Origin of the sequence: Thermococcus sp. CX2, from assembly GCF_012027555.1 — an archaeon.
Taxonomy (GTDB): domain Archaea; phylum Methanobacteriota_B; class Thermococci; order Thermococcales; family Thermococcaceae; genus Thermococcus.
Genome location: NZ_SNUQ01000002.1, coordinates 439,056 through 460,664, shown reverse-complemented (window position 1 = coordinate 460,664; position 21,609 = coordinate 439,056). Strand labels below are relative to the sequence as shown.

General features: G+C 50.6%; 20 protein-coding genes. 16 read left to right on the top strand and 4 right to left on the bottom strand.

The genetic code is table 11. The features are described from left to right. Positions 1-4: 4 nt before the first annotated feature. From E3E23_RS06725 to E3E23_RS06710, 4 genes are read left to right on the top strand one after another with little or no spacing between them, the layout of a single operon-like run. Positions 5-1,426 carry an alkaline phosphatase family protein gene (locus E3E23_RS06725; protein ID WP_167907356.1) on the top strand — a complete coding sequence of 474 codons (1,422 nt, stop codon included), beginning with the start codon at positions 5-7 and terminating at the stop codon, positions 1,424-1,426. 12 nt (positions 1,427-1,438) lie between these two features. Continuing rightward, on the top strand, positions 1,439-1,981 hold the full coding sequence (gene cysC / locus E3E23_RS06720) for an adenylyl-sulfate kinase (RefSeq protein WP_167907354.1): 543 nt from the start codon (positions 1,439-1,441) through the stop codon (positions 1,979-1,981). A 21-nt stretch (positions 1,982-2,002) separates the two neighbouring features. Then, positions 2,003-2,746, top strand: coding sequence for a sulfite exporter TauE/SafE family protein (locus tag E3E23_RS06715; protein WP_167907352.1), 744 nt, complete (start codon positions 2,003-2,005; stop codon positions 2,744-2,746). Positions 2,747-2,751: 5 nt separating this feature from the next. Next, entirely contained in the window at positions 2,752-4,281 is a 1,530-nt protein-coding gene (locus E3E23_RS06710; protein WP_167907350.1) for a flippase, read from the top strand. Here E3E23_RS06710 and E3E23_RS06705 read toward each other — a convergent pair. After that, positions 4,278-5,264 (bottom strand): sulfotransferase, encoded by a 987-nt coding sequence (locus E3E23_RS06705; protein ID WP_167907348.1) that lies wholly within the window; start codon positions 5,262-5,264, stop codon positions 4,278-4,280. The genes E3E23_RS06710 and E3E23_RS06705 overlap by 4 nt on opposite strands. A gap of 121 nt (positions 5,265-5,385) precedes the next feature. Between E3E23_RS06705 and E3E23_RS06700 the strand changes: the two genes are divergently transcribed. From E3E23_RS06700 to E3E23_RS06660, 9 genes are all read left to right on the top strand, one after another. After that, positions 5,386-6,387, top strand: a complete 1,002-nt coding sequence (locus E3E23_RS06700; RefSeq protein WP_206205675.1) for a glycosyltransferase family 2 protein — start codon at positions 5,386-5,388, stop codon at positions 6,385-6,387. Positions 6,388-6,389: 2 nt separating this feature from the next. Next, the gene (locus tag E3E23_RS06695) at positions 6,390-7,256 is read left to right on the top strand and encodes an alkaline phosphatase family protein (protein WP_167907346.1); all 867 of its coding nucleotides are present in this window, start codon (positions 6,390-6,392) and stop codon (positions 7,254-7,256) included. Continuing rightward, entirely contained in the window at positions 7,253-8,203 is a 951-nt protein-coding gene (locus E3E23_RS06690; RefSeq protein ID WP_167907344.1) for a glycosyltransferase, read from the top strand. Before E3E23_RS06695 ends, E3E23_RS06690 begins: the two co-directional genes overlap by 4 nt. Beyond that, positions 8,196-9,467: a sulfatase-like hydrolase/transferase gene (locus E3E23_RS06685; RefSeq protein ID WP_371807526.1), complete on the top strand. Its 1,272-nt coding sequence runs from the start codon at positions 8,196-8,198 to the stop codon at positions 9,465-9,467. Before E3E23_RS06690 ends, E3E23_RS06685 begins: the two co-directional genes overlap by 8 nt. After that, positions 9,464-10,348 carry a glycosyltransferase gene (locus tag E3E23_RS06680; protein WP_167907340.1) on the top strand — a complete coding sequence of 295 codons (885 nt, stop codon included), beginning with the start codon at positions 9,464-9,466 and terminating at the stop codon, positions 10,346-10,348. Before E3E23_RS06685 ends, E3E23_RS06680 begins: the two co-directional genes overlap by 4 nt. Before the next feature lie 51 nt (positions 10,349-10,399). Next, positions 10,400-11,539 carry a site-2 protease family protein gene (locus tag E3E23_RS06675; protein ID WP_167907339.1) on the top strand — a complete coding sequence of 380 codons (1,140 nt, stop codon included), beginning with the start codon at positions 10,400-10,402 and terminating at the stop codon, positions 11,537-11,539. 201 nt (positions 11,540-11,740) lie between these two features. Continuing rightward, positions 11,741-12,712, top strand: coding sequence for a TIGR00269 family protein (locus tag E3E23_RS06670; RefSeq protein ID WP_167907338.1), 972 nt, complete (start codon positions 11,741-11,743; stop codon positions 12,710-12,712). A 202-nt stretch (positions 12,713-12,914) separates the two neighbouring features. Beyond that, the gene (locus tag E3E23_RS06665; protein ID WP_167907337.1) at positions 12,915-13,526 is read left to right on the top strand and encodes a hypothetical protein; all 612 of its coding nucleotides are present in this window, start codon (positions 12,915-12,917) and stop codon (positions 13,524-13,526) included. A gap of 9 nt (positions 13,527-13,535) precedes the next feature. Next, positions 13,536-13,832 (top strand): transcriptional regulator, encoded by a 297-nt coding sequence (locus tag E3E23_RS06660; RefSeq protein WP_167907336.1) that lies wholly within the window; start codon positions 13,536-13,538, stop codon positions 13,830-13,832. Here E3E23_RS06660 and E3E23_RS06655 read toward each other — a convergent pair. Together E3E23_RS06655 and pcp are read right to left on the bottom strand one after the other, a co-directional pair. Beyond that, positions 13,819-15,813 (bottom strand): DUF460 domain-containing protein, encoded by a 1,995-nt coding sequence (locus E3E23_RS06655; RefSeq protein WP_167907335.1) that lies wholly within the window; start codon positions 15,811-15,813, stop codon positions 13,819-13,821. The genes E3E23_RS06660 and E3E23_RS06655 overlap by 14 nt on opposite strands. 50 nt (positions 15,814-15,863) lie before the next feature. Continuing rightward, the gene (gene pcp / locus E3E23_RS06650; RefSeq protein ID WP_167907536.1) at positions 15,864-16,466 is read right to left on the bottom strand and encodes a pyroglutamyl-peptidase I; all 603 of its coding nucleotides are present in this window, start codon (positions 16,464-16,466) and stop codon (positions 15,864-15,866) included. A gap of 61 nt (positions 16,467-16,527) precedes the next feature. Here pcp and E3E23_RS06645 point away from each other — a divergent pair, with 61 nt between their 5' ends. The 3 genes from E3E23_RS06645 to E3E23_RS06635 all read left to right on the top strand — a co-directional run bounded on the left by E3E23_RS06645 (position 16,528) and on the right by E3E23_RS06635 (position 20,068). After that, entirely contained in the window at positions 16,528-17,643 is a 1,116-nt protein-coding gene (locus tag E3E23_RS06645) for an NAD(P)/FAD-dependent oxidoreductase (protein WP_167907334.1), read from the top strand. Positions 17,644-17,652: 9 nt separating this feature from the next. Beyond that, positions 17,653-17,994, top strand: a complete 342-nt coding sequence (locus tag E3E23_RS06640) for an ASCH domain-containing protein (RefSeq protein ID WP_167907333.1) — start codon at positions 17,653-17,655, stop codon at positions 17,992-17,994. 115 nt (positions 17,995-18,109) lie between these two features. Beyond that, positions 18,110-20,068, top strand: coding sequence for a hypothetical protein (locus tag E3E23_RS06635; RefSeq protein ID WP_167907332.1), 1,959 nt, complete (start codon positions 18,110-18,112; stop codon positions 20,066-20,068). Positions 20,069-20,077: 9 nt separating this feature from the next. Here the strand turns inward: E3E23_RS06635 and E3E23_RS06630 are convergent, their stop codons facing one another. Next, positions 20,078-21,577: a carboxypeptidase M32 gene (locus E3E23_RS06630; RefSeq protein ID WP_167907331.1), complete on the bottom strand. Its 1,500-nt coding sequence runs from the start codon at positions 21,575-21,577 to the stop codon at positions 20,078-20,080. Positions 21,578-21,609 lie beyond the last annotated feature (32 nt).

Sequence of the window (21,609 nt, the reverse complement as noted above, 5' to 3'; positions counted from 1 at the left end):
TGTTATGAGCTTTGATGAGAAGGTTAAGAACGGGTTGGAGAACGTTAAGAAGGTCTTCGTCATTGGCCTCGACTCCGCTCCACCCGAGCTTTTGTTCAGCCGCTTTTTGGATGACCTACCAAACATAAAATGGCTCGTCGAGAGGTCAATCTATGGCCCGATGCAGAGCACCATTCCAGCCATCACCATTCCAGCCTGGATGGTGATGGCGACTGGAAAAACGCCAGGAGAGCTGGGTCTGTACGGCTTCAGGCACAGGAAGAAGGGCACCTACAACGACATCTGGATTGCTCACAGCCTTATGGTGAAGGAGAAGGCTGTGTGGCACTACATAGCCGAGAAGGGCAAGAAATCGATTCTCGTTGGAATTCCGCCGAGCTACCCGCCGAAGCCGATAAACGGCTGGCTCGTGTCGTGTTTCATAACCCCCGATGCCAGCGTGGACTACACCTATCCAAAGGAGCTCAAGGGCGAGATTGAGAGCCTCGTCGGTGAATACATCTTCGACGTTGTCTTCAGAAAAGAGAACCGCGACGAAGTCAAGGAGCAACTCTGGGAGATGACGGAGAAGAGGTTCGAAGTGATAAGGTACCTAATCGAGGAGAAGGACTGGGACTACTTCCAGTTCGTGGAGATAGGCCTCGACAGGGTTCACCATGCATTCTGGAAGTACTTCGACGAGAATCACCACCTTTATCCTGGCGACGACAACCCCTACCGGAACGTCATCCCCGATTACTATAAGCTCCTAGATAAAGAGATAGGCAAGACCCTGAAGCTCCTCGACCTCGACGAGACGGCTGTACTCATAGTTTCAGACCACGGAATAAAGGCCATGAAGGGAGCTTTCGCCATAAACCAGTGGCTCATCGAGGAGGGCCTTCTCAAGATCAAGAACCCTGAGATACTGAAAGACGGCAGACAGGTTAGATTCAACGAGCTCAAGGTTGACTGGAGCAAAACTACCGCTTGGGCCTGGGGCGGCTACTACTCGAGGGTCTTTCTCAACGTGAAGGGAAGGGAGCCCCAGGGAATAATCCCGCCCGAGAAGTTCCACCCGGTTAGGGACGAAGTCGCAGAGCTTATAAAGAACATACGCGGCCCGAACGGCGAGAAGTGGGACACCAAGGTGTTCTATCCAGAGGACATCTATCCCATCGCCAAGGGAGACAAGCCGGACATGATGGTTTATCTGGATGACTTGAACTGGAGAGCAGCGGGAACCCTTGGATACGAGACACCATACCTCCTCGAGAACGACTTGGGCCCAGACGATGCAGTTCACGCAGAATACGGCGTGTTCTCGCTGTATCTCCCCGGCATGGACGAGTCGAAACAGACCCAGCTCACAATCTACGACTTTGCCCCAACCGTGCTCAGGCTCTTCGGTATGAGAAAGTTGCTCAACGGAAAGAGCATCGTTTGACGGGTGGTAAGCATGGAGCAGAGAAACCTTGAGAAGGGCTTTACGGTATGGCTTACAGGGCCGAGCGGGGCTGGAAAGACGACTTTAGCTGTAAAGCTCGCCAAGAGGCTCAGGGAGATGGGCTACCGCGTGGAGATACTCGACGGCGACACGATAAGGAAGACCCTCTATCCCGAGCTCGGTTTCAGCAAAGAGGCAAGGGAAATGCACAACAGAATCGTCATCCACATGGCCAAGCTCCTCAGTAGGAACGGCGTTATAGCGATAGTCTCGCTGATTTCTCCGTATAGAGCGGTTAGAGAGCACGCAAGGAAGGAAATAGGAAACTTCATAGAGGTCTACGTCTACGCCCCGCTGGAAGTCAGGATCCAGCGCGACCCGAAGGGTCTCTATGCGAAAGCCCTGCGCGGCGAGATAAAGGGTCTCACCGGCTACGATGGCGTTTACGAAGAACCCGAGAACCCGGAGGTAAAGGTGGACAGCTCAAAGATGACGCCTGAGGAAGAAGTTGAACTCGTCATTCAGAAGGCCAAGGAACTTGGGTACCTACCGTAACGCTAACGGGGGAGGGGGCCAATGGAAGAAGCATTGGTTTTTATCGGTCTTGGCTTCTTCGTGGGGTTCCTCGTCGGTCTTACCGGTGTGGGTGGAGGAGCCCTAATGACCCCCTCCCTTATCTTCCTTGGCGTCGAGCCACTGATAGCAGTCGGAACCGACCTGCTCTACGCTACTGTAACGAGGGTTTTTGGAGTGTTCTTCCATCACAGGAGGGGCAGGATAAGGTACGACATAGCACTGAGGCTTTTCGCAGGAAGTCTGCCAGCGATAGCCCTTGGTGGGCTAATACTCAGGGAGATAAACAAGGAGGTCCTCAACGACTATCTCACACTCCTCCTCGGCCTTATTCTGGTCATCAGCGCGGTTCTGAGCCTTCTCAAGGGTGAGCTCCACGTTCCGATAAAGCCGAGGTGGGCTTACGTTTATCTCCTCGGTTTCATCGTTGGACTTACCGTGCAGTTCACCTCCGTCGGAGCTGGTGTCATAGTGAGCTTCACGCTGATGAACGTGGCGAAGCTCGACCCGAAAGAAGTTGTCGGCGTTACGATAGTCTACGGCCTGGCCCTCTCGGCCTTCAGCTTCCTCAACTACGCCCTCCTTGGGAGCGTTGACTACCACCTTGCGGTAGCTTTAATCGCGGGCACTTTGCCGGGCGTTTATCTGGGAACCCACGTCAACATGAAGGCCGAGAAGGAGAAGCTTAAAAGGGCGATAAACATCATAATTCTGCTGATAGGCATAATTACCCTCCTCAACAGGTGACGGGCGTGGATGAAGTCAACCAGGCACTCCACAAGATAGCGAAGGGCACCGGGATCGTATTTGCTGGCACAATCATAGCGACCATCTTGGGCTTCCTGACGCGCGCAATAATAGCGAGATATTTTGAAACGGATCAGTACGGCCTCTTTTCTCTCGCCCTAACTGTTTTAAACATCGGAGTCCTCCTCGCACTTTTGGGTCTTCAAAGCGGCCTATCTAGGGAGATTTCTCTCTACAGAAAACGGGATCCTGAAAAGGTTCCAGAGCTCGTTTCAACTGCCGTCCTTCTGGTCACGGCCACGTCTATCACCGCGGCCCTCCTCATTGCTCTCGGCTCCAGGTGGATAGCAGCCATATTTCAGGAAGAGTCCTTATCGTCAACTTTGAGGATACTCGCCCCTTCGCTTCCCTTCGCGGTCATGATGGCGATCCTCGTGACCGTCTCACGGGGATTTGGCCGGGTTAAGGAAAAGGTCTACTACCAGAACATTGTGTACCCAGTCACGTTTCTGGCATTTACAATTCTCGGAATCCTGGGGGGTTTTGGGTTTACATTCGTTTTTGTAGCTTACGTCCTCTCACAGTTCCTTGGGTTCATTACCTTATTTATCAATCTGTTCAAACTTAAACTGCTGCCCTCCGAACTTCGCTTCAACGTCAAGCTTGGGATAGAGCTCCTCACCTTTAGCCTTCCACTGATGCTTACGGGAATCTTGGACTACGTTATGAGCTGGACTGATACCCTCATGCTCGGCTACTACATGACCTCCGAGGTGGTGGGCCTCTACAACGCGGCCGCACCAATAGCCAGAATGCTCCCAGTATTCCTCAACTCAGCCGGATTTTTATACATCCCAACAGCAACGGCCTTTTTTGCTCAAGGAAAGCTACTCGAGATGAAGAGAATCTATCAAGTCATAACGAGATGGATTTTCCTCCTTACATTCCCAGCCTTCGTCTTGATATTAGTTTTTCCCGAGGCTACCATCGGCGCTCTCTTTGGCCCCAAATACACCGAAGCAAGTCTAGCCCTTGAGATCCTAGCGATTGGTTTCATGTTTCATACTTTCCTGGGGCTCAACGGGATGAGCCTCACTATAATCGGGGAGACGAGGGCTAACTTAGTCGGAAACCTCTTCGCAGCCACCGCAAACATCCTTCTAAACGTCCTCCTGATACCCATCTACGGAATAGAGGGCGCCGCCACAGCCACTGCGGTCTCGTACATAATCGCCAACATCTTCCGCTCAACGTGGCTCTACAAAAAGACGGGGATACACCCCTTCAGCGAGAGCTACGTTAAGCAGCTGCTCATAGGCCTGGGTATGGTAGCGGTTCTCAAACTCGTTAAGGTGCCGGTTGCAAACATCTGGATGGCCCTAGTAATCCTGCTGGCGTTTTTTGCAGTGTACTTTGCACTGATACTTCTCATGAGGAGCGTGGAATTGGAGGACGTCGAACTCCTCTCAGCGGTAGAAAGAAAGTTTGGAATTCGGCTGGGATGGATAAAGGGAATATTGGAGAGGTTCCTCTAGAAGGGAGGTCTCCAGTTTTTAAGGGCATCGTAGTCGGGCTCGGGCTCATTACCATAGAAGTCCATCCCAAACCACGAGACAACCTCCAAAATTGCATCAATTTGCCGTTCGGTAAGCTTCTCACGCCACTTGATGAGCTGTTTTGGAGTGCCGATGTAGGTCTTTCCATAGGTTTTGCGCGTAACCTTGCTCGGAGTTCTGAGCCTTTTTCTTGCCCCTTCAGGCACGTCCTCATTGATATAGCCAAAAATAGAATCCAGCTCCTCTTCGGGGTCGGTGATCAGACGCTCGTATATCACGGTGTACCATGGATACGGCCTCTCGGAGGCCAGCGGGATGTAGTTCTCAAAAGCCCAGATGGCCGCCAAGAGTTCTATCTGGGAGCTAATGCCCGAAAGCTTGTCCATTAGCCACTCACTCCCGGCCAGCTCAGAAACCTTCCTAACCTCGTCCAAGAACTGTTCCTTGGTTATCCGCGAGAAGTATCCAGTCACAAGCTGGGAGGCTATCGTTGCACAGGGATGACGGATTATGAAATAAACAGCCCTTAAATCGAAGGTATTTGCAACCCAAGGAAGCATCGTGTTGGCCCTCACGAACTTCACGAGGAGCTTATTTGCAGTGAGCCTTTTCAGGACTCTACCAGGTGCAAGATAGTGCTTGTAGGGAAACATCCCATAGGCCTTTCCAGTGAAAACACGCCCAAGGTACTCCCGGAGCTTTGGATAGTCTTCAGGAGTTGGGATGTAGGGATCGTAGTGGATGCCGAGTTTTCTGAACTCGGGATACCAGTTTGGATGAAATGGCTCAAAGACAGACTTATAGTCTGGCAGGGACTCAAGAATCTCCATGAGCCATGTGGAGCCCGAGCGAGGTGTTCCGGATATGACTATTGTCTCCATGATTTTGAAATCGTGCATACGTGCGCTGATTAAATCTATGGCGTAGTTAGTTCTGGAGATTGGAAATGAGAACAAGTTCATCGACTTTCTCCCCCCAACAGCAATCAACAAGTGGTTGAAAAAGGCCATTAAATAGTTTGCGACATCTTCATTTAGCTACCTTTTTATATTGTCTAGAGTTTTGTTTTTGATAGTGATACCCATGCTAGTATCAATTGTTATCTCAACGCTCTACAAACGTCCCAGGGAGTTTAGGGAGTGCCTCGAGTCTATAATCTCCCAGACCTTCCCCCCAATAGAGGTTATCATCATTAATGGTAGCTTCGATGGCTCGTGGGAAAGGGTTAGGCATGAGTTTGAAGGCATCTTCAAAAAAATGAAAAACAAGGGAATAGTCGTAAAGCATATTAGCGTCCCGGGAGCGAGTTTACCCCACGCAAGGAACATAGGAGTAAAGTCCTCAAAGGGAGATATAGTGCTGTTCCTCGATGATGACGTTGTACTTGAAGACGACTACCTGAAAAAGCTCGTTGAAGTTTATGAAACGTATCCAACTGCTATGGGGGTTCAAGGATTCATAACCAATAGAATCAACATGCACAATCCCCTAATCAGGTTTAAATTCCTCAAGTTCCTCTGGTGGCTCCTGCAGAGGGGTTACTACGAGGTAGACCTTCACAAACAGCTCCCTTCATTCTTTGAAATTCTCCCCTACAAGGTCACGAAGGTAATAAATAGAGAAAGCTTTAGCGGAACGAACATGTCCTACAGAAAGGAAATTTTTGAACACATGGAGTTCGACGAGCGTCTCAAGCGGTACGCAATCGGAGAGGACAAGGACTTCTCATATCGGGTTCACAAGATTTTTCCCAATTCTCTCTATCAAACCCCACATGCAAGGCTGATACACCAAGAGGCCCCAGCTGGTAGGCTTCCCTCCAAGCAGTTTGAAACGATGAAGCAGGTATACCACCTCTACCTTTTCTACAAGCTCTTCGAGCAAAACCCAAGGAACAAAACCTCCTACATACTCGGTAGAATCGGCGACCTCATGCTCCATTCCATTCTGTTCGTAACTTCCGGCTTTAAAAAGGAAAAAGCTCTCAAAATTGTTTACATGCTTGAGGCAATGTGGCTAGCCCTAGCCAACCGCAACAGGATTAAGAAGGGAGACATAAACTTCTGGATGAACAGGGGGAGCTGACGATGGGAAAGATAATCATACTCGGGATAGACGGACTCGAATACAACCTCATTGAAGAGTGGAATCTTAAGCATCTTAAACAGAAGGCATACACAAAGACCGACCTCTCAGACTTCAAGGTCATAGTAACCCCACCAATATGGGCCGCAATGCTCACTGGCCGAAAAGTTCCCGAGATAGAAGAGCCCTTCGTAAAACGGCAGAAGTTCTTGGCACAAGAAACCAACATAGCAAAGGACATTAAAAAGCCATTTTACGTTAAATTTGGAGCTAAAATCTTGCCCAGGGTAGTAAGAAAGATAATCGGCAACAGGATAGCTCCCAACCCATTTGAACACACCTACGATTACCTCCTCAGAACGAAGAAGTACAAAACAATCTTCGACTACTTCGACAAAACCTGGACCAACGGCGTCCCATCCTATGGGAGAAACGTCTCAAACCCAGAGGTAAAGGCAGCTATGGCGGAAGCCGTTAAGGGCAACCTAAAGCCCCTCGTGGAATACGCGATGAGGACTTACGAGCAGGACAGAAAAGCCCTCTTCGAAGCACTTAACGGAGACTACGAGCTTATCTTCTGGTACACCCCCTTCCTCGACGAGATTTCACACTTCTACATCAGGAAAAAGCTAAAGCTGATGAACCTGTATCTCGACGTGAACAGGCTTGTCAAGAGGGTTTCGGAAAAGCTGGACGAAGGCGACGTGCTCTACATAATCTCCGACCACGGCATGGAGCCCATTCCTGGCGATCCACGTGGGGGTGACCACTCCGACCATGGTTTTTTCAGCAGCAACACGGGGGAGCTTATAGAGAGGCCCCAAGATTTGTTTAAACTGGTCGTTGAGAAGGCGGAGGGGAGGAAGTGAGAAAGCCAAGAAGTTCCCGAACAAAGGGCTACATTATCGTAACTCCCGCAAAAAACGAGGAAAAAAATCTGCCTCTGTTAGCCAAGAGCGTCATCAACCAAAGCATTAAGCCGAAGCTGTGGCTCATTGTGGATGACAACAGTACAGACAGGACGGGAGAGATAGCGGAAGAGCTCTCAAGAGAGTTCGACTGGATTGAAGTCCTCCACCTCAGGGACGAGGTCACCGGCTACGACCTCAAATACCGCTATTCCGATGTCGTGAGGCGGGGCTTTAAAAGGGCCCTCGAAATAGCGCTCGAGCGGAGTTTGGTCTTCGGATACATAGGTGTTCTCGACGCGGACTTCATCCTCGAGAGAAGGTTTTTTGAGGAGCTAATTGACGCGTTCCACAAAAACAACAGACTTGGAATAGCGAGCGGGGGAGGATACTACATCAGAAACGGCCGCTTGGTATGGGAGGGCACCGATCCCAAGAGACCAAAAGGAAGCCCGAGGCTATTCAGGAGGGAGTGCTTCAGAGAGGTCGGGGGATACCGAGAAGGCCCAAGTCCAGATACGGTATCCCATTACCTTGCTAGGTTCCTTGGATGGGAGACTGGGCAGATCGTGGACGCCATAGCAGTTCAGCTCAGGGAAACAGAGGGCAGGTTCGGCTTTTTGAGGGGTTATGAGATGCTCGGGTGGTCGAACTACAAGCTCGGAGCGGCCTTCACTTCGATACTCGCAAGGGCAGCGTTCCTCATGCTGGACAACCCAGTCAAAACCTACGGCCTCATTGCGGGGTACTTAAAAGCGTTTAAAGCCCGGGAGATGAGAATTGAGAACGGAGACCTCAGGGAGATGATAAGACGCGACCTCTCGTTCCGGAGCAACGTGGAGAAGCTGAAAAGGATAAAAGCCGCGGCGAGAACCGTTCCAGTTAAGGAGAGTGGTGTCCGTGGATAGGCCGAACGTAATTCTCATAGTCCTCGATACCCTCAGAAAAGACTACAGCAAAGATATAGAGCGAATGTTAGTGGAGAATTTCGGCTTTACGAGCTATGAAAACGCCGTAGTCCCGTCTCCATGGACTATCCCGAGTCATGCATCGATGTTCACTGGCCTCTACCCCCTCTATCACGGCGTGCACGAGGGCAAAAAGAGAAAAGTGCCGGACGTGAGGTTCAGGGAAGACGGGACGTATCTGCACGAGGTTTTAGCTTCCCTCGGATATACAACCTACCTCTTCACTGCAAACTTCTTTATCGGGCCAGACTTCGGGATAAAGGGCTTTTCCGAATTCCACGACACGCTAAAGCCCCTCATCGAGGACCGGGACAGAGAGGAGCTCAACAGGGTGCTCAAAAAGTATCAGCCCAAAAATGGGCTGGAGCTTGTCAAAGCCTTGATGAAAGAGAAGAAGTTCGTCCTGCCTTTCAAAGTCCTCTGGAGAATTCTAAGCAGGTATGGTGAAGGGTGGCCAAAGGACAAGGGCGCAAAAGTTACGAACGAACTCCTCAGGGAACTCAACTTTGAGGCTCCATCCTACATCTTCATCAACCTGATGGAAGTCCACGAGCCATATTCCCTTTTTGAAGGATTCACGGACGCTCCGGTGGTCAACAGACTCCTCGGAGAAGAGCCCGAGCTGGTGGAGAAGTGGAGGAAAGGGTATCCAGAACAGGTCAAATACCTTGAAAAGAGACTCGTGGAGATGCTCAACATCCTTCAGGAGAAGGGGGTACTCGAGAACTCCATAACCATAGTGACCAGCGACCACGGTCAGCTGCTCGGGGAATACGGGGAAAAACTCGGGCACGGCGTTTTCCTCTATGACGAGCTCCTCAGGGTCCCGCTCCTCATCAGATGGCCCGATGGAGAGCCTCGCGAGGGAGAAAACGGATACATCAGCCTCGCAAGGATAAAGCCCCTAATTTTAAGCACCATTCGGGGCGAGGAATTCAGCCTTACTTCTGAGTACGCCATGGCGGAGAGCTTTGGCACTCACTATCCGTATCCAAACCTGGCGGAGGATAAAAAGGAGCTCGTCCAAGAGCTTGAGAAGTACAGGCTGAAGCTCTACCACAGGGACGGCACGGCAGTCTTCAACGTTGAGGACTGGCGCTTTGAAGAGATAAAAGCTGAGAAAGAGGATGAATTCAAGACCCTGGCCAAAAAGCTCATAGTCAAACATCTAAGCCTCTTCGCAGGCAAGGGGGTGGCCAAGTGAGGCCGGCCGTTTCCGTCGTTATTCCCACATACAACCGAAACGAGCTCCTAACGAGGGCCGTTGAAAGCGTTTTAAGCCAAGAATTCGACGACTTCGAGGTTCTCGTAATAGACGGTGCGCGAAGTGATTCAACGAGGGAACTCGTGCGCTCGTACGGGGACGGAAGGCTTCGCTACATCCCGCAGAGAGGGAAGGGAATAGCCGACGCGAGGAACCTCGGTGTTAAGAAAGCCCGGGGAGAGTACATAGCTTTCCTGGATGACGACGACCAGTGGCTCCCAGGGAAGCTCGAACTTCAGGTAGAGCTTTTTAAGAGCCTACCCATCGCATACGGCCTCATATACACTGCCTTCAACTACTACTATCTCGAGAGAAACAAAATCCTTGGAACCAAAAGGCCAAAGGCCAGGGGCAACGTTTACCGCCACCTGCTGAAGGACAATATAACGGGGACATCGACGATTATGGTGAGAAGGGAGTGCTTCAAAAGGGCGGGGCTCTTTAGGGAAAACTTCGTTACGTGCGAGGACTGGGATATGTGGCTCAGGATGTCGCGGATATGTCTTTTCGAGGCAATAGACAGCCCCCTGGTGAACTACTCAATCCATTCTGGACAGTTCTCTTTCTCCAGATATCTGGCCGGCAGGTACAGGATGATAGAGGCGCATGGGGACATAAGGCATGACCCTCAAGTTTTGAGTTATCACCTTCTCCAGATAGGCATTCTAAAGCTGTTCAGCGGTGACAGAACGGGTGGAACTGATGTACTCCGGGCCTTCAAGCTCAACCCCACAATGAGAGGCAACCTCCAAGATGTCCTCGGCTCTATTTTCGACGTGAGAACAAAGATATACATCCTGAAGTTCCTGGGCAGACTGTGAGTGCGATTACTTTTTAAACTCAGCTCAAAAACGCTTTATTAGGTGACTCAAATGAACAGCACGCTCATCATGATAATCATTGGCATCCTAGCATTTTGGGCCGTGCTCTACGCCCTCTTCGGAAGAAAATACGACGAAGAGCATGAAGAGGGCCTAGCAGTTGATCTTTTTATTGCAATGTGGCGGACAAAAAAGCTGCTGGGCCTCATCGACAATCTCGCCCATAGGTGGAAGCGCTTCTGGAGGATTTATGGAGACGTTGGTATAGTTCTCGGATTCCTTGGCATGGCTTACGTCTTCTATGCCCTTCTAAGGACCGCAATGAATACGATACAGAACGGAGGCGAGCAGGCCGGAGTCCAGCTTGTGATACCAGGCATCACAATCCCTCTCTCATATGGCCTGATAGCCCTTGTAGTTGTTATGGTCGTCCACGAGCTGAGCCATGGCATAGTTGCGAGAGCCGACGGATTGCCCCTCAAGTCGGTCGGCCTAGTCCTTCTTGCAGTAATCCCCGGTGCCTTCGTTGAGCCCGACGAAGAAGCCCTTAAGAAAGCTCCCTTACGTTCGAGACTGAGGGTCTACGGCGCCGGTTCGCTCGCCAACATAGTGACGGCGCTGATAGCGGTTCTCATAATCAACTTCGCCATAACGCCAGTTCTCCAGTCCTCTGGAATACTCGTGACAGGGGTTCTAGATGACGGCCCGGCCTACGGCGTCCTCCACCAAGGGGACGTAATAATCGCGATGGACGGCCAGCAGATAAAGGACATGGAGAAGTTCATCAGCTTCATGAACACCACCAAGCCCGGCCAAGTCGTAACGCTGACGATACTGAGGGACGGGGAGGAGATGAACGTCCAGCTGAAGCTCGGAGCGCATCCAGAGAACCCAGAGAAGGGATACATCGGAATCTACCCAGCCCCATACTACGTCTCAAAGGTAGGACACAACAACATAATCTTTCCGCTGTTCTTCACGTTCTACTGGATATACGTTCTCAACCTCGGAATAGGTTTGATGAACCTCTTCCCATTGATCCCCCTCGACGGCGGCAGAATGCTCGACGATATAGTTAATGCATACCTGCCGGAGAACGTTGCTAAACCCGTAAGGTATTTCACAATCGGGGTAGGGCTGTTCCTGCTGGCCTTGAACCTGTGGCCGGCTTTGAGGAGCCTTGTTGGGTGATCAGTTTAACCTCACGCGCCCCCAATATTATCTTTTCTCTCCCCACAAAAGTCTGGACAGCCCAAACTTTGACAGCCGTCAATAACCTTCGGGGCTGAAGGGAGGTTAGAAAATGAAATACCAGACCAACTTCAAAACTTCATGACCCCGTCGTGAACTAATCTTTTTAAACGGTATTACATTTGCTCCACCGGTGAGGACATGAAGTGCTCCAAGTGCAACCGCGAGGCGGTCTATCATGCACGCTACACCGGGAGATACTACTGTAGGAAACACTTCAACGAGATGGTGGAGAAGAAGTTCAAGGAGACCGTTAAGAAGTACAGGCTCATAGAAAAGGGTGAGAGGATAGCCGTTGGTGTGAGCGGCGGGAAGGACAGCGTCGTTCTGCTCCATCTCTTAGCTAAGCTCCAGAAAAAGTTCCCCTTCGAGCTGGTGGCGGTAACGATAGACGAGGGAATAGCCGGCTACCGTCCACCGAGCGTGGAGATAGCCAAGAGAAACGCCAAGAAGCTCGGAATAGAGCATAGAATCTATTCCTTCAAGGAGTACATAGGCTTCACCCTCGACGAGACGGTTCAAATCATGGGGAGCTTTGAGAGGGGTGAAAGGGTCGGAGCCTGCTCCTACTGCGGCGTCTGGAGAAGATGGCTCCTCAACTACGCGGCCAAAGATGTGGAGGCCGATAAGCTGGCTGTAGGCCACAACCTCGACGATGAGGTTCAGATGTTCATAATGAACATATTGAGGGGAGACATTGCCCGCTTGGGCAGGACCGGGCCTTACTACGAGGAGATTCACCCCGAGCTGGTTCCAAGGATAAAGCCCCTCCGCGAGATTCCCGAGAAGGAGATAATACTCTACGCGGTGCTGAACGAGATTGAAGTCGATTTGAGCGAGTGCCCCTACGCTGTCGAAGCCTTCCGCGCCGAGATAAGGGACTGGCTTAACGAGATGGAGGAGAAGCATCCTGGAACGAAGTACCAGATTCTCAGGAGCTACGACAAGCTCTTCCCGCTCATAGCGAAGACCTACACGAAGAAGACGAGCGAGCTTAACCGCTGCAAGATATGTGGCCAGCCGACGACGGGCGAGATATGCAAGGCCTGCCAGTTCAGGTTACAGGTGGAGAAGAAAGCTAGGGAGAGGGGCTTAACCTTTAGGGTGGAATGAAAGCTCATCACCACAGCCACTTCTCAAGGGACTGGAGTAACTTCTACGGCGTCCCCCGATGGGGGATCGAAATCACAGGAAGTCGAGAAGTTCATGGAGAGGCTCAGGCTCACGAGAGCCGGTGACTGAAGTTTTTTCTGCATTCCAGAGTTTCACCGGGTTATAAATAGCTTTACCGCGTATCTTTAATTGAGGTGAAAGCATGGAGGAAGTTAGGGAGCTTAAGAGTGTGTTGGAGAGGGTTGAGAGAAAACTTATCGCTGCCGGCAAGCTCTACGGGGCATTGAACTTCGCGGTATGGCTGGCAATAATGCTCCTCTACTACGACATCCTGGCACTCCTTGATATACCGTGGCAGTTCAACCTCGTCTACTGGCCGATTGCCTTTATCGTGGCGATAACGTTCACAGGAAGGGTGTGGAAGAGGTTCGTCGAGATAGCAAAGGCAACTGGCAGAGAGGTGGAGTCCTCAAAAAGGGAGGGAATGCTCATTGCCCTCTCGTGGATTCTCGGAATCGTGATAGGATGGGGAGTAATCCCTCAGACCTCAATAGCAGTTAACGCAGAAGCGAGGCTCGCGGTCGGCTTCCTGAGCTTCATAACGCTCTCCATACTCGGCATGTTCCTGGTCATAGCCAAGTTCAGCGGAACTGAGAAGGAGATGATTCCTGCGTTCCTCATTCCAGGAATACACATTCCTGTAGTCTGGAACATGGAGAACGGAGCCATGATTCTGGCCGGCTTCGTCGTGGCCTTAGGCTTCGCGGTCACGGTACTCCTCTACATCCACAACGCCTTCAAGGCCATCGAGTAGGGTGATAGAATGGAGTCCCTGCGGGAGCTGACGAAGAACCACGTCCTCGGAAATCCGATTCGGTTGGGCATTATGCTCTTTCTTCTGCCCAGAGAAAAGGTCCTGTTCCGAGATCTGCTCGAAGTCCTCGAGATAACTCCCGGAAACCTTGACTCACATTTAAAGGCCCTTGAAAAAGCCGGCTACGTTGAGATCTACAAGGTAATCGCCGATAGACCTAGGACTGCAGTTAAAATAACGGAGAAAGGAGCAAAGGAAATGGCAGAGTACCTAGCGACGCTGAAGAAGATCCTCAGCGAGATTTAGACTCGTCCTCAGCTTTTCTCATTAGCTCCTTAACGCGCTCGATGCGGTACTCCTCGATAAGGCGGAGGAACTTTTCAGTTTCCCTCTCGCGGTCTTCCTCCGCCCACTTCGCCAAGAGTTTCTCGATGGCCTTCTCCAGTGTTTCCCTCTCCACGACGGCAAACTCGTCAACCCTCTTGACGTCGAGCTCTTCGGAGGTGAAGAAGGGCACGTGGGCCTCCCTGAGAACCTCGGCAACGGCTAAAGGCAGGGGCTTCTCGGTTATCAAAGCGCGTATCCCCTTAGCCACGAGGGTCTCCGCTATGGCTTTTCCAGCTCCAGCGGGATTAACCACGAAGAGGACGTCACCCTTCCTGATTCCTATCTCCCGCTCAAGCCTCTCAAGCTCGCGCCAGCTGAGAACCTCCATGACCTTGAGCGGAACTGCACTTCCCCGTATCTCAATGACGTTCATCCGCTTAACTTGAGCCAGGTCTCTGCTCAAACGCTCGATTATCGCCTTCGCCTCTCTAAGTTCTCTCTCAAGCCTCTCTATGCGCTTGACCTTGGCCTCAAGCTCCCTCTCGCGGAGAACCTTCTTCCTGACCTCCTCGTCGTAATCCACGAGCCTCCTCTCGAGCCTTCCTATCGTCTTCCTCTGCTCCCTTATGATTCCCCTCAGTTCTTCGTTTTCCCTCTCGAGGAGCTCAATCCTCTTCTCAAGCTCACGGATTCTCCTGAGATAGGGCCCAAGATCAACGCTCGGCTTTTCCTCAGGCTTCTCCTCTTCCCTCTTCGGCCTCTCACGGAGGGTTACACGCTGCATGGCCTCGCCGAGGTTGTAGCCCTGAATCACAAGGGCCTTGACCTCATCCGCCTTTTTGGTCAGCCCTGCCTCCCGGAGCTTGGCCTCAACGTGCTCCAGCTTGGGCTTCAGGCGAAGGTAGGCCTTGTAGGCTGCAGCCAAGGCGTCGCGCTGGTGATCGTCCTCAACGCTTACACTAAGGTTTCTCAAAAGCTCGTTTTTCTCCTCCACGCGGAGGCTCTCCCTCGGGACGAAGAGCTGGGCCTTGAAGGATCGAGCTATCTTCTCGACGAAACCAGGGGCAGGATTAACGTCGGTTGCCACTATCACCGGATGACCGACGTCGCTTATGAAGCGGAAGACCTCGCCGACGGGCATGTTCCTCTCACTGTGGAGCGCCACTATGTTTCCGCTTAAATCTATAGCCGCTATTCCAACGGTTATTCCCGGATCTATGCCGACTATTATGCTTCTGCGCTCCTCTATGGCCCTCTCGCTCTTCAGCGGAGCAAAACCCAGCTCGGCCCTCTCGACGGGGTAAATCCTGACCTCGACGTCGCCGCCGCGCATGGGTCTTATTAAGCCAGCCAACTCTTCCCTGCTCGCGTAGACCTTAAACTCGCCCTTCGCCAGGCCGTAGTCCTTCTCTTCAACTTCTAAATCGAAGGGAACGTCGGCCCTCCTCAGCCTGTCCTCTATCTCCCTCACCTTGTCTCTAACCAGGTTGTGGACGCGCTTCCTATAGCGGTCCTGGCTCCAGCCGCCTTTCCCATGGCTCCTACCGCGTGTTACCTTGATTACGACCTCATCCTCGAAGGCCAGAACTTCATAGCCAACTCCCCTGGCAGCGAGGAGGGCGCATACCTTGGCCTCCTCGTAGGGATCGAACTTATCGCCAGCCCTTATCCCGTGCTCTTTAGCCAAGCTCCAGAGGGAGCGCTGCTCGCCAGGCCTTCCGGTTACCTGAACGAGCTTTGTCTCATTGGGTAGTGCCCGGAGGAACTTTCTCAGGTCATCACCCAGCTCGGTTACGCTGTCCATAGCGACTATATCCGGCCTCTTGCTCTGGATGAAGCGGATTAAGCGGTATAGAGTGAACTCACCCTTTCTCTCGAGTTTGCCGTTGAACCAGCTCACGACGGCAAACCTCTTGGGGTGCTCGCTTATTATGTCAATTCCGAGGATTAGAATAGGCATCACCCTCAGGGGGATTTATAAAAAGTTGGGAAAGGGCTTTAAAAAGATTGTTAGCCCTTCAGCGAGGTTCTAATAGCGACCTCGTAGGCCTTCACTATCGTTTCTAAGGCCATGGAGGGCCTAGGTTTGTCGAGGGCCTGCTCATAGATGAAGGGAACATGGATGAAGCCGGCTTTGGTTTCCATTCCCGCGACGGCTATCGTATGGAGGGCAGTGTACATAGCCGTGTTGCAGACGTAGGTTCCGGCGGTGTTTGAAACGGCCGCGGGTATCTTTGCTTCCCTCAAGGCCTTAACGATGGCTTTTACCGGCAAGGTGGCGAAGTATGCATCCGGTGCCCCCTCGAAAATCGGCTCGTCCTCCGGAACAAAACCCTCGTTATCGGGCATCGTCGAGTCCATTACGTTTATGGCAACGCGCTCCACCGTGATGTTCGGTCTCCCGCCGGCCTGCCCGGTCAGAATGACCAGATCCGGCTTTGTCTCCACTATGAGCCTCGGCAAGAGCTCTCTAACGCCCCTGAAAGTAACTGGAAGCTGGCGCTTTATCAGCTCTGCACCGGCGATCTCGTCCGGCAACCTCTTGACGGCCTCCCAAGAGGGGTTTATCTTCTCCCCACCGAAGGGCTCGAAACCAGTAATCAGCACCTTCATGATGACCACCGAAAAGGTTAGGTTTTTAGGTTTAAAAACGCACCCAGTGTGAGGGATGAGGATGAAGTACGACGTTCTTATAATAGGTGGTGGACCCGTTGGCAATTATCTCGCTAACCTGCTCGCAAGGGACTTCAGCGTCGCGGTGGTGGAGAAGAAGGGCTCCTTCGGAGGAAAAGCCTGCACTGGCATAATAGGGGCCGAGAACTTCGAGAGGCTCGGCCTTCCCGAGAGGGCCATCCTGAACAGGCTGAGGGGGGCAGTCTTCTACTCAAGGATACAGAGCTTTGAGGTGGAAAGGAAGGCTCCCCAGGCCTACCTCGTGGACAGAAAGATTCTCGAAAAGAGCCTCGCTGAGAAGGCCGCTAAGCGTGGAGTGGACTATTACATGGGCACGACTTTCCTAGGCTTCAAGAACGGAAAGGCAGTTCTTCAGAGGTTCGGCGAGAGGCTTGAGATTGAAGCTGGCTTCTACGTCGGCGCCGACGGCGTGAGCAGCACCGTGGCGAAGGCCATTGGAGCTCAGACAAACGCCGAGTTCCTGAGCGGCTACGAGGTTGAAGTAGTCGGTGACTTCCCGAGGAAGGACTTCGTTGAGGTGTGGGTAAACAAGGACATAAACGAGGAGTTCTTCTTCTGGGTTGCGCCGGTTAACGAAGGTCTAGCAAGGGTCGGAACCTTCGGAAGCCTCGATGCACTCTACAGGTTCCTCAAGATCAGGATGCTCAAGCCGAACGCTGTGGTCGAGTTCAAGGCCGGAAGCGTCGGTTTTGGTGTGAGAAAGCCATGGATCCGGGGCAACGTCGCTTTAATCGGTGACGCTGCACTTCAGATAAAACCCACGACGGCGGGGGGAATAGTGTACGGGATGATCTGCGCTCACGCCCTCAGAAGCGCCCTTCTCGAAGGCAGGCCCGAGGAATATGAAAAGCTGTGCAAGAGCATAAAGAGACAGATATCTTTCGGGCTTCGCTTCAGGAAAGTCTTCAAAGGCCTGAGTCAGGATGACATCGAAAAGGTTTTTGAGGTTCTCGGAAGTGAGGAGGCAAAGAAAGTAATAGAGAGTCAGGCCGACTTCGACGACCATGTTAAGACCGCCAAAGCCATACTTAGAAGACCGAAGCTCCTCGCGAAGCTCCTGAGGATAAGCCCGAGCATCGTCAGGTACCTCGTGTGAGGTGGGAGTATGGCAACGTGGAGAATGGGTCTTCAGGAGGAGTACCTCAAGGCAATAGCCGAGGGCAGGAAGAAGGTCGAGGGAAGGCTCTACGACGAGAAGAGGCAGGGGATAAAGCCGGGCGATACGATAATCTTCGAGAACAAGCTCATGGTGGTCGTGAAGGACATCAGAGTTTACTCCTCCTTCAGAGAGATGCTTGAGAAAGAGGGCCTCGAGAACGTCCTGCCTGGAGTAGATAGCATCGAGGAAGGCGTGAAGGTTTACAGAAAGTTCTACAGCGAGGATAAGGAGAAGAAGTACGGTGTTGCGGCGATAGAGGTAGAGCCTGTTGGGTGGGTTGGAGGCTAGCATTATGAAAACACAAAGGTATAAGTGTTCTTTAATTGCGTAAATCTTATGTACCTAAGAGCTTGTTTATTATTTTAGACTGAATGTATAATACAATTTTCATGGAGGAAGAGCAATGCAACCTTTAACCAAATTATACTCATATGCCCTAATTCACGCCCTTCATAGGGAAGGCCATGATTATATTGAAGTATTTTACCCATTTGTTCTTAGGGCTCTCCCCCAAGATTTCTCGTATTCAAAGATCAAAGATATTAGGGACATGATCAATCTCAGATTTGGATTTGATATTCCAAGATACGCCCTCGAAACAATAATAAAAAGGGCAATTAAAGACGAGTATATCGAATATAATAACAAGAAACACGAATATGTCCTTACCAAAAAAGGGCTGGAATTCATACAATCTATAGACGACATAGAGGAGAAACAAAAAAGAAGACTCAACAAATTTTTGCTTGACATGACCGAATTTATTAATAGAAATTCACCCAGTAGCACCCCAAAATATCAAAAAGACAGAGTAGAGGAGGGATTCTTCAGATTTATTGAGTCCAATATCAATCTCCTAATTGGATTCTTGTCGTCCCACATTTCCCCATTCCCTGAGGAAAAAGAGAAAAGTAAAGAACAGAGAAAGCTCGACATTGAAATTTATAAATACATCAAACATATATACGAAAACAATGATGATATGTTTGAGATATTTCAAGAGATAATTCTCGGCTCGATAATATCAATAGCTTTATTTTATGATCATACAGATCAAAATATCAAAGAGAAGTTCACACCATTGACTATTTACTTAGATTCTAATTTTCTGTTCAGTTTATTTGAACTTCATACAAAAGAGAGAAATAAAGCCACAAAGGAACTTTTCGACATGATAAAAAAATATTCTCAATTCAAAATAAAAGTTTTTGACTTTACTTTAGCGGAGATGGTTAGGGTTGTTAAGGGCTATCCAACTGCGATATCTAAATATTCAAGCAAAATCCGTGTCGATTCCTTATATGACATACTTCGAAAGAAAGGGTGGAAAGAACCTCAAGTAAACTACTTCATAGCAACTCTTGAGGACAGCGTGAAAGAATTGGGAATAGAGATTGAACACACCGATATAGACCTAAACAGATATAGCCCAGATTGTGTGGATAACCCATCTGAGATCAGGTTAAAACTGGCAAAATATAAACCACAAAGCATGTACAATTCAGACACGGCATTTTTTGAGTCCCAAAATCATGATTTAGCATCTATATGCCTAATACAAAAGAAGCGAGGAAAATCGCCCAGAAAGATTGAAAATGCAGAATACATATTTTTGACATCAGACCTCAAATTAAGTAAATTTAACTTAGAAACCTTTGGGCACAAAATCTCAGGAACAATACCCGAAGTTATACCAGACAGGCTACTAGCTACTATACTATGGCTCAAGGATCCTACACTAAATCCAAATCTACCCGTGCATGTAATAATCGCCTCATACTCTAATACCCTTTTAGTAGCAAGAGGAATATGGGAGAAGTTTTACCAGATAGTACTTCGTCTAAAGGAGTCGGGAAAGATTTCCCAAGATGACATTGCAACGTTATTTTATCATGACTACATTGAAACAGTACTCTTGGAATTCTCAGAAGAGGAAATAGACGAAATAAACGAAGAGTTTGTTCTTAAGTCCATAGAAGAAGCTACAAAAAAGATGGAAAAGGATATTGAAAAGAGGAAAGAACAAGAGATAGAGAAAAAATACACCACACTGATAAAACAAAAAGAACCTGAACTAATTGAAGAGGGCAAAAGAATACAAAAGGAACAGATACTAAAACGTGTTGAGAAGATATCAAATGAAAAAGCCAATAGATATTCTATTATTGTATGCACCGGAAGTGCAATAGCGCTATCTGCACTCCTAATATATTTATTGGGAATACCTGGAGCTATTGCTGGTTTAATTTTAGGAGGTGGTGGAACAGTACTTGAGATTCTCAAAGGATATCCTAAAATCAAGCCATTCATAAAAGAATGGATTAAGAACAAACAATTAAAAGAACTAGGATTGGAAGACTAAACCTAAACCTCATAGGTACCTCTCCTTCACCCAGCGGACGAAGTAGTCCGGGTTCAGCTCCTCGCCGATGGCCTTCTTTAAGAGCTCCTTCGGTGGGTAGATGCTGCCCCAGCGGTGTATCTTCTCCCTCAGCCAGGCCTTGATGGGCTCGAACTCGGCTCTGGCAACCTTCTCCTCGAAGTCCGGAATGTCCCTCTTCATGTGGTAGTATATCTGCGCTGAAAGGAGCGTTCCGATGCTGTAAGTTGGGAAGTAGCCGACAGTGCCGTGGGCCCAGTGGATGTCCTGAAGTATTCCCTCGGTGTAATTCTTGGGCCTTATGCCAAGGAGCCTCTCCATCTCCTCGTTCCAGAGCTCTGGGAGGTCTTTCGCCTTGACGCCCTCGTTGAGCATCATCCTCTCGAGCTTGAAGCGAAGGAGTATGTGGAAGTTGTAGGTTACAACGTCGGACTCGGTCCTGATGAAGTCCGGCCTGACCATGTTGAAGTAGAGGTAAACATCCTCAGGCGTGTAGGTGGCCATGAAGGGCAGGTTCTCCTTGAGCACGGGATGAATCAGCTCGGCGAACTCCCTGCTCCTTCCGATTACGTTCTCCCAGAACCTACTCTGGCTCTCGTGGATTCCAAGGGAGACGCCTCCAGCGATTGGGCTGAACATGAAGCGCTCATCCTGCTGGAGCTCGTAGAGGGCATGACCGAACTCGTGGACAGTGCTCAGTATGGTCCTCCTGAAGTCGTAGCCCTCGTATCTGGTCGTTATCCTGACGTCCCTTATGCCAAACTCCGTGGTGAACGGATGGGCAGAGACGTCAAGCCTTGAGCGGACGCCGAGCGGGAAGCCGAACTTCTCTAAAATCCAGAGGTTAACGCGCTCCATTTGCTCCCTCTCGTACTTCTCCTTTTCGAGCGGGTGGCTCTGCGGGACCTTTCCCTCCTCCATTATCTTTTCGAGGAGCGGCTTAAGCTCCTTCTCCAGCTTTTTGAACATCCTTTCGACGTCTCTGGTGGTTGTCCCCTCCTCAAAGAGGTCGAGCAGGGCATCGTAGGGCTCGTCCTCGTAGCCTAGGTAGTCAGCGGCCCTCTTGGCGAGGTCTATGATTCTGTCGAGCCAGGGCTCGAACTTGGAGTAGTCGTTGGTTCTTTTAGCCTCTTCCCATGCTTTCGTTGCCTGGCTCGTTACCTCGCTCATCTCCCTGAGGAACTCGGGTGGGAAGGACTTGCTTATCCTGATTGAGCGGTCGAGGACGCGAACGACGCCGCGCTCGTACTCGTTGAGGTCTTCGATTCCCTTCGCCTTCTCGACGAGCTCGACAAAGTCAGGCCTTAGAAGGAACTCCTGGCTAAGAACGGAAAGCTCACCCTGGGCAACGGAGCGCTCGAGTATGCCCTCCCTCGGCATGTTAACCTCCATGTCCCAGCCGAGAACGCTCTGGGCGTGGCTAATGGCCCAGATGCGCCTGTACTTGGCGAGAATCTGCTTGATGGTTTCGTTCTGGAAGACTTCCTCCATGGCAACCACCCCACTGTCTTTGATTCAGCATT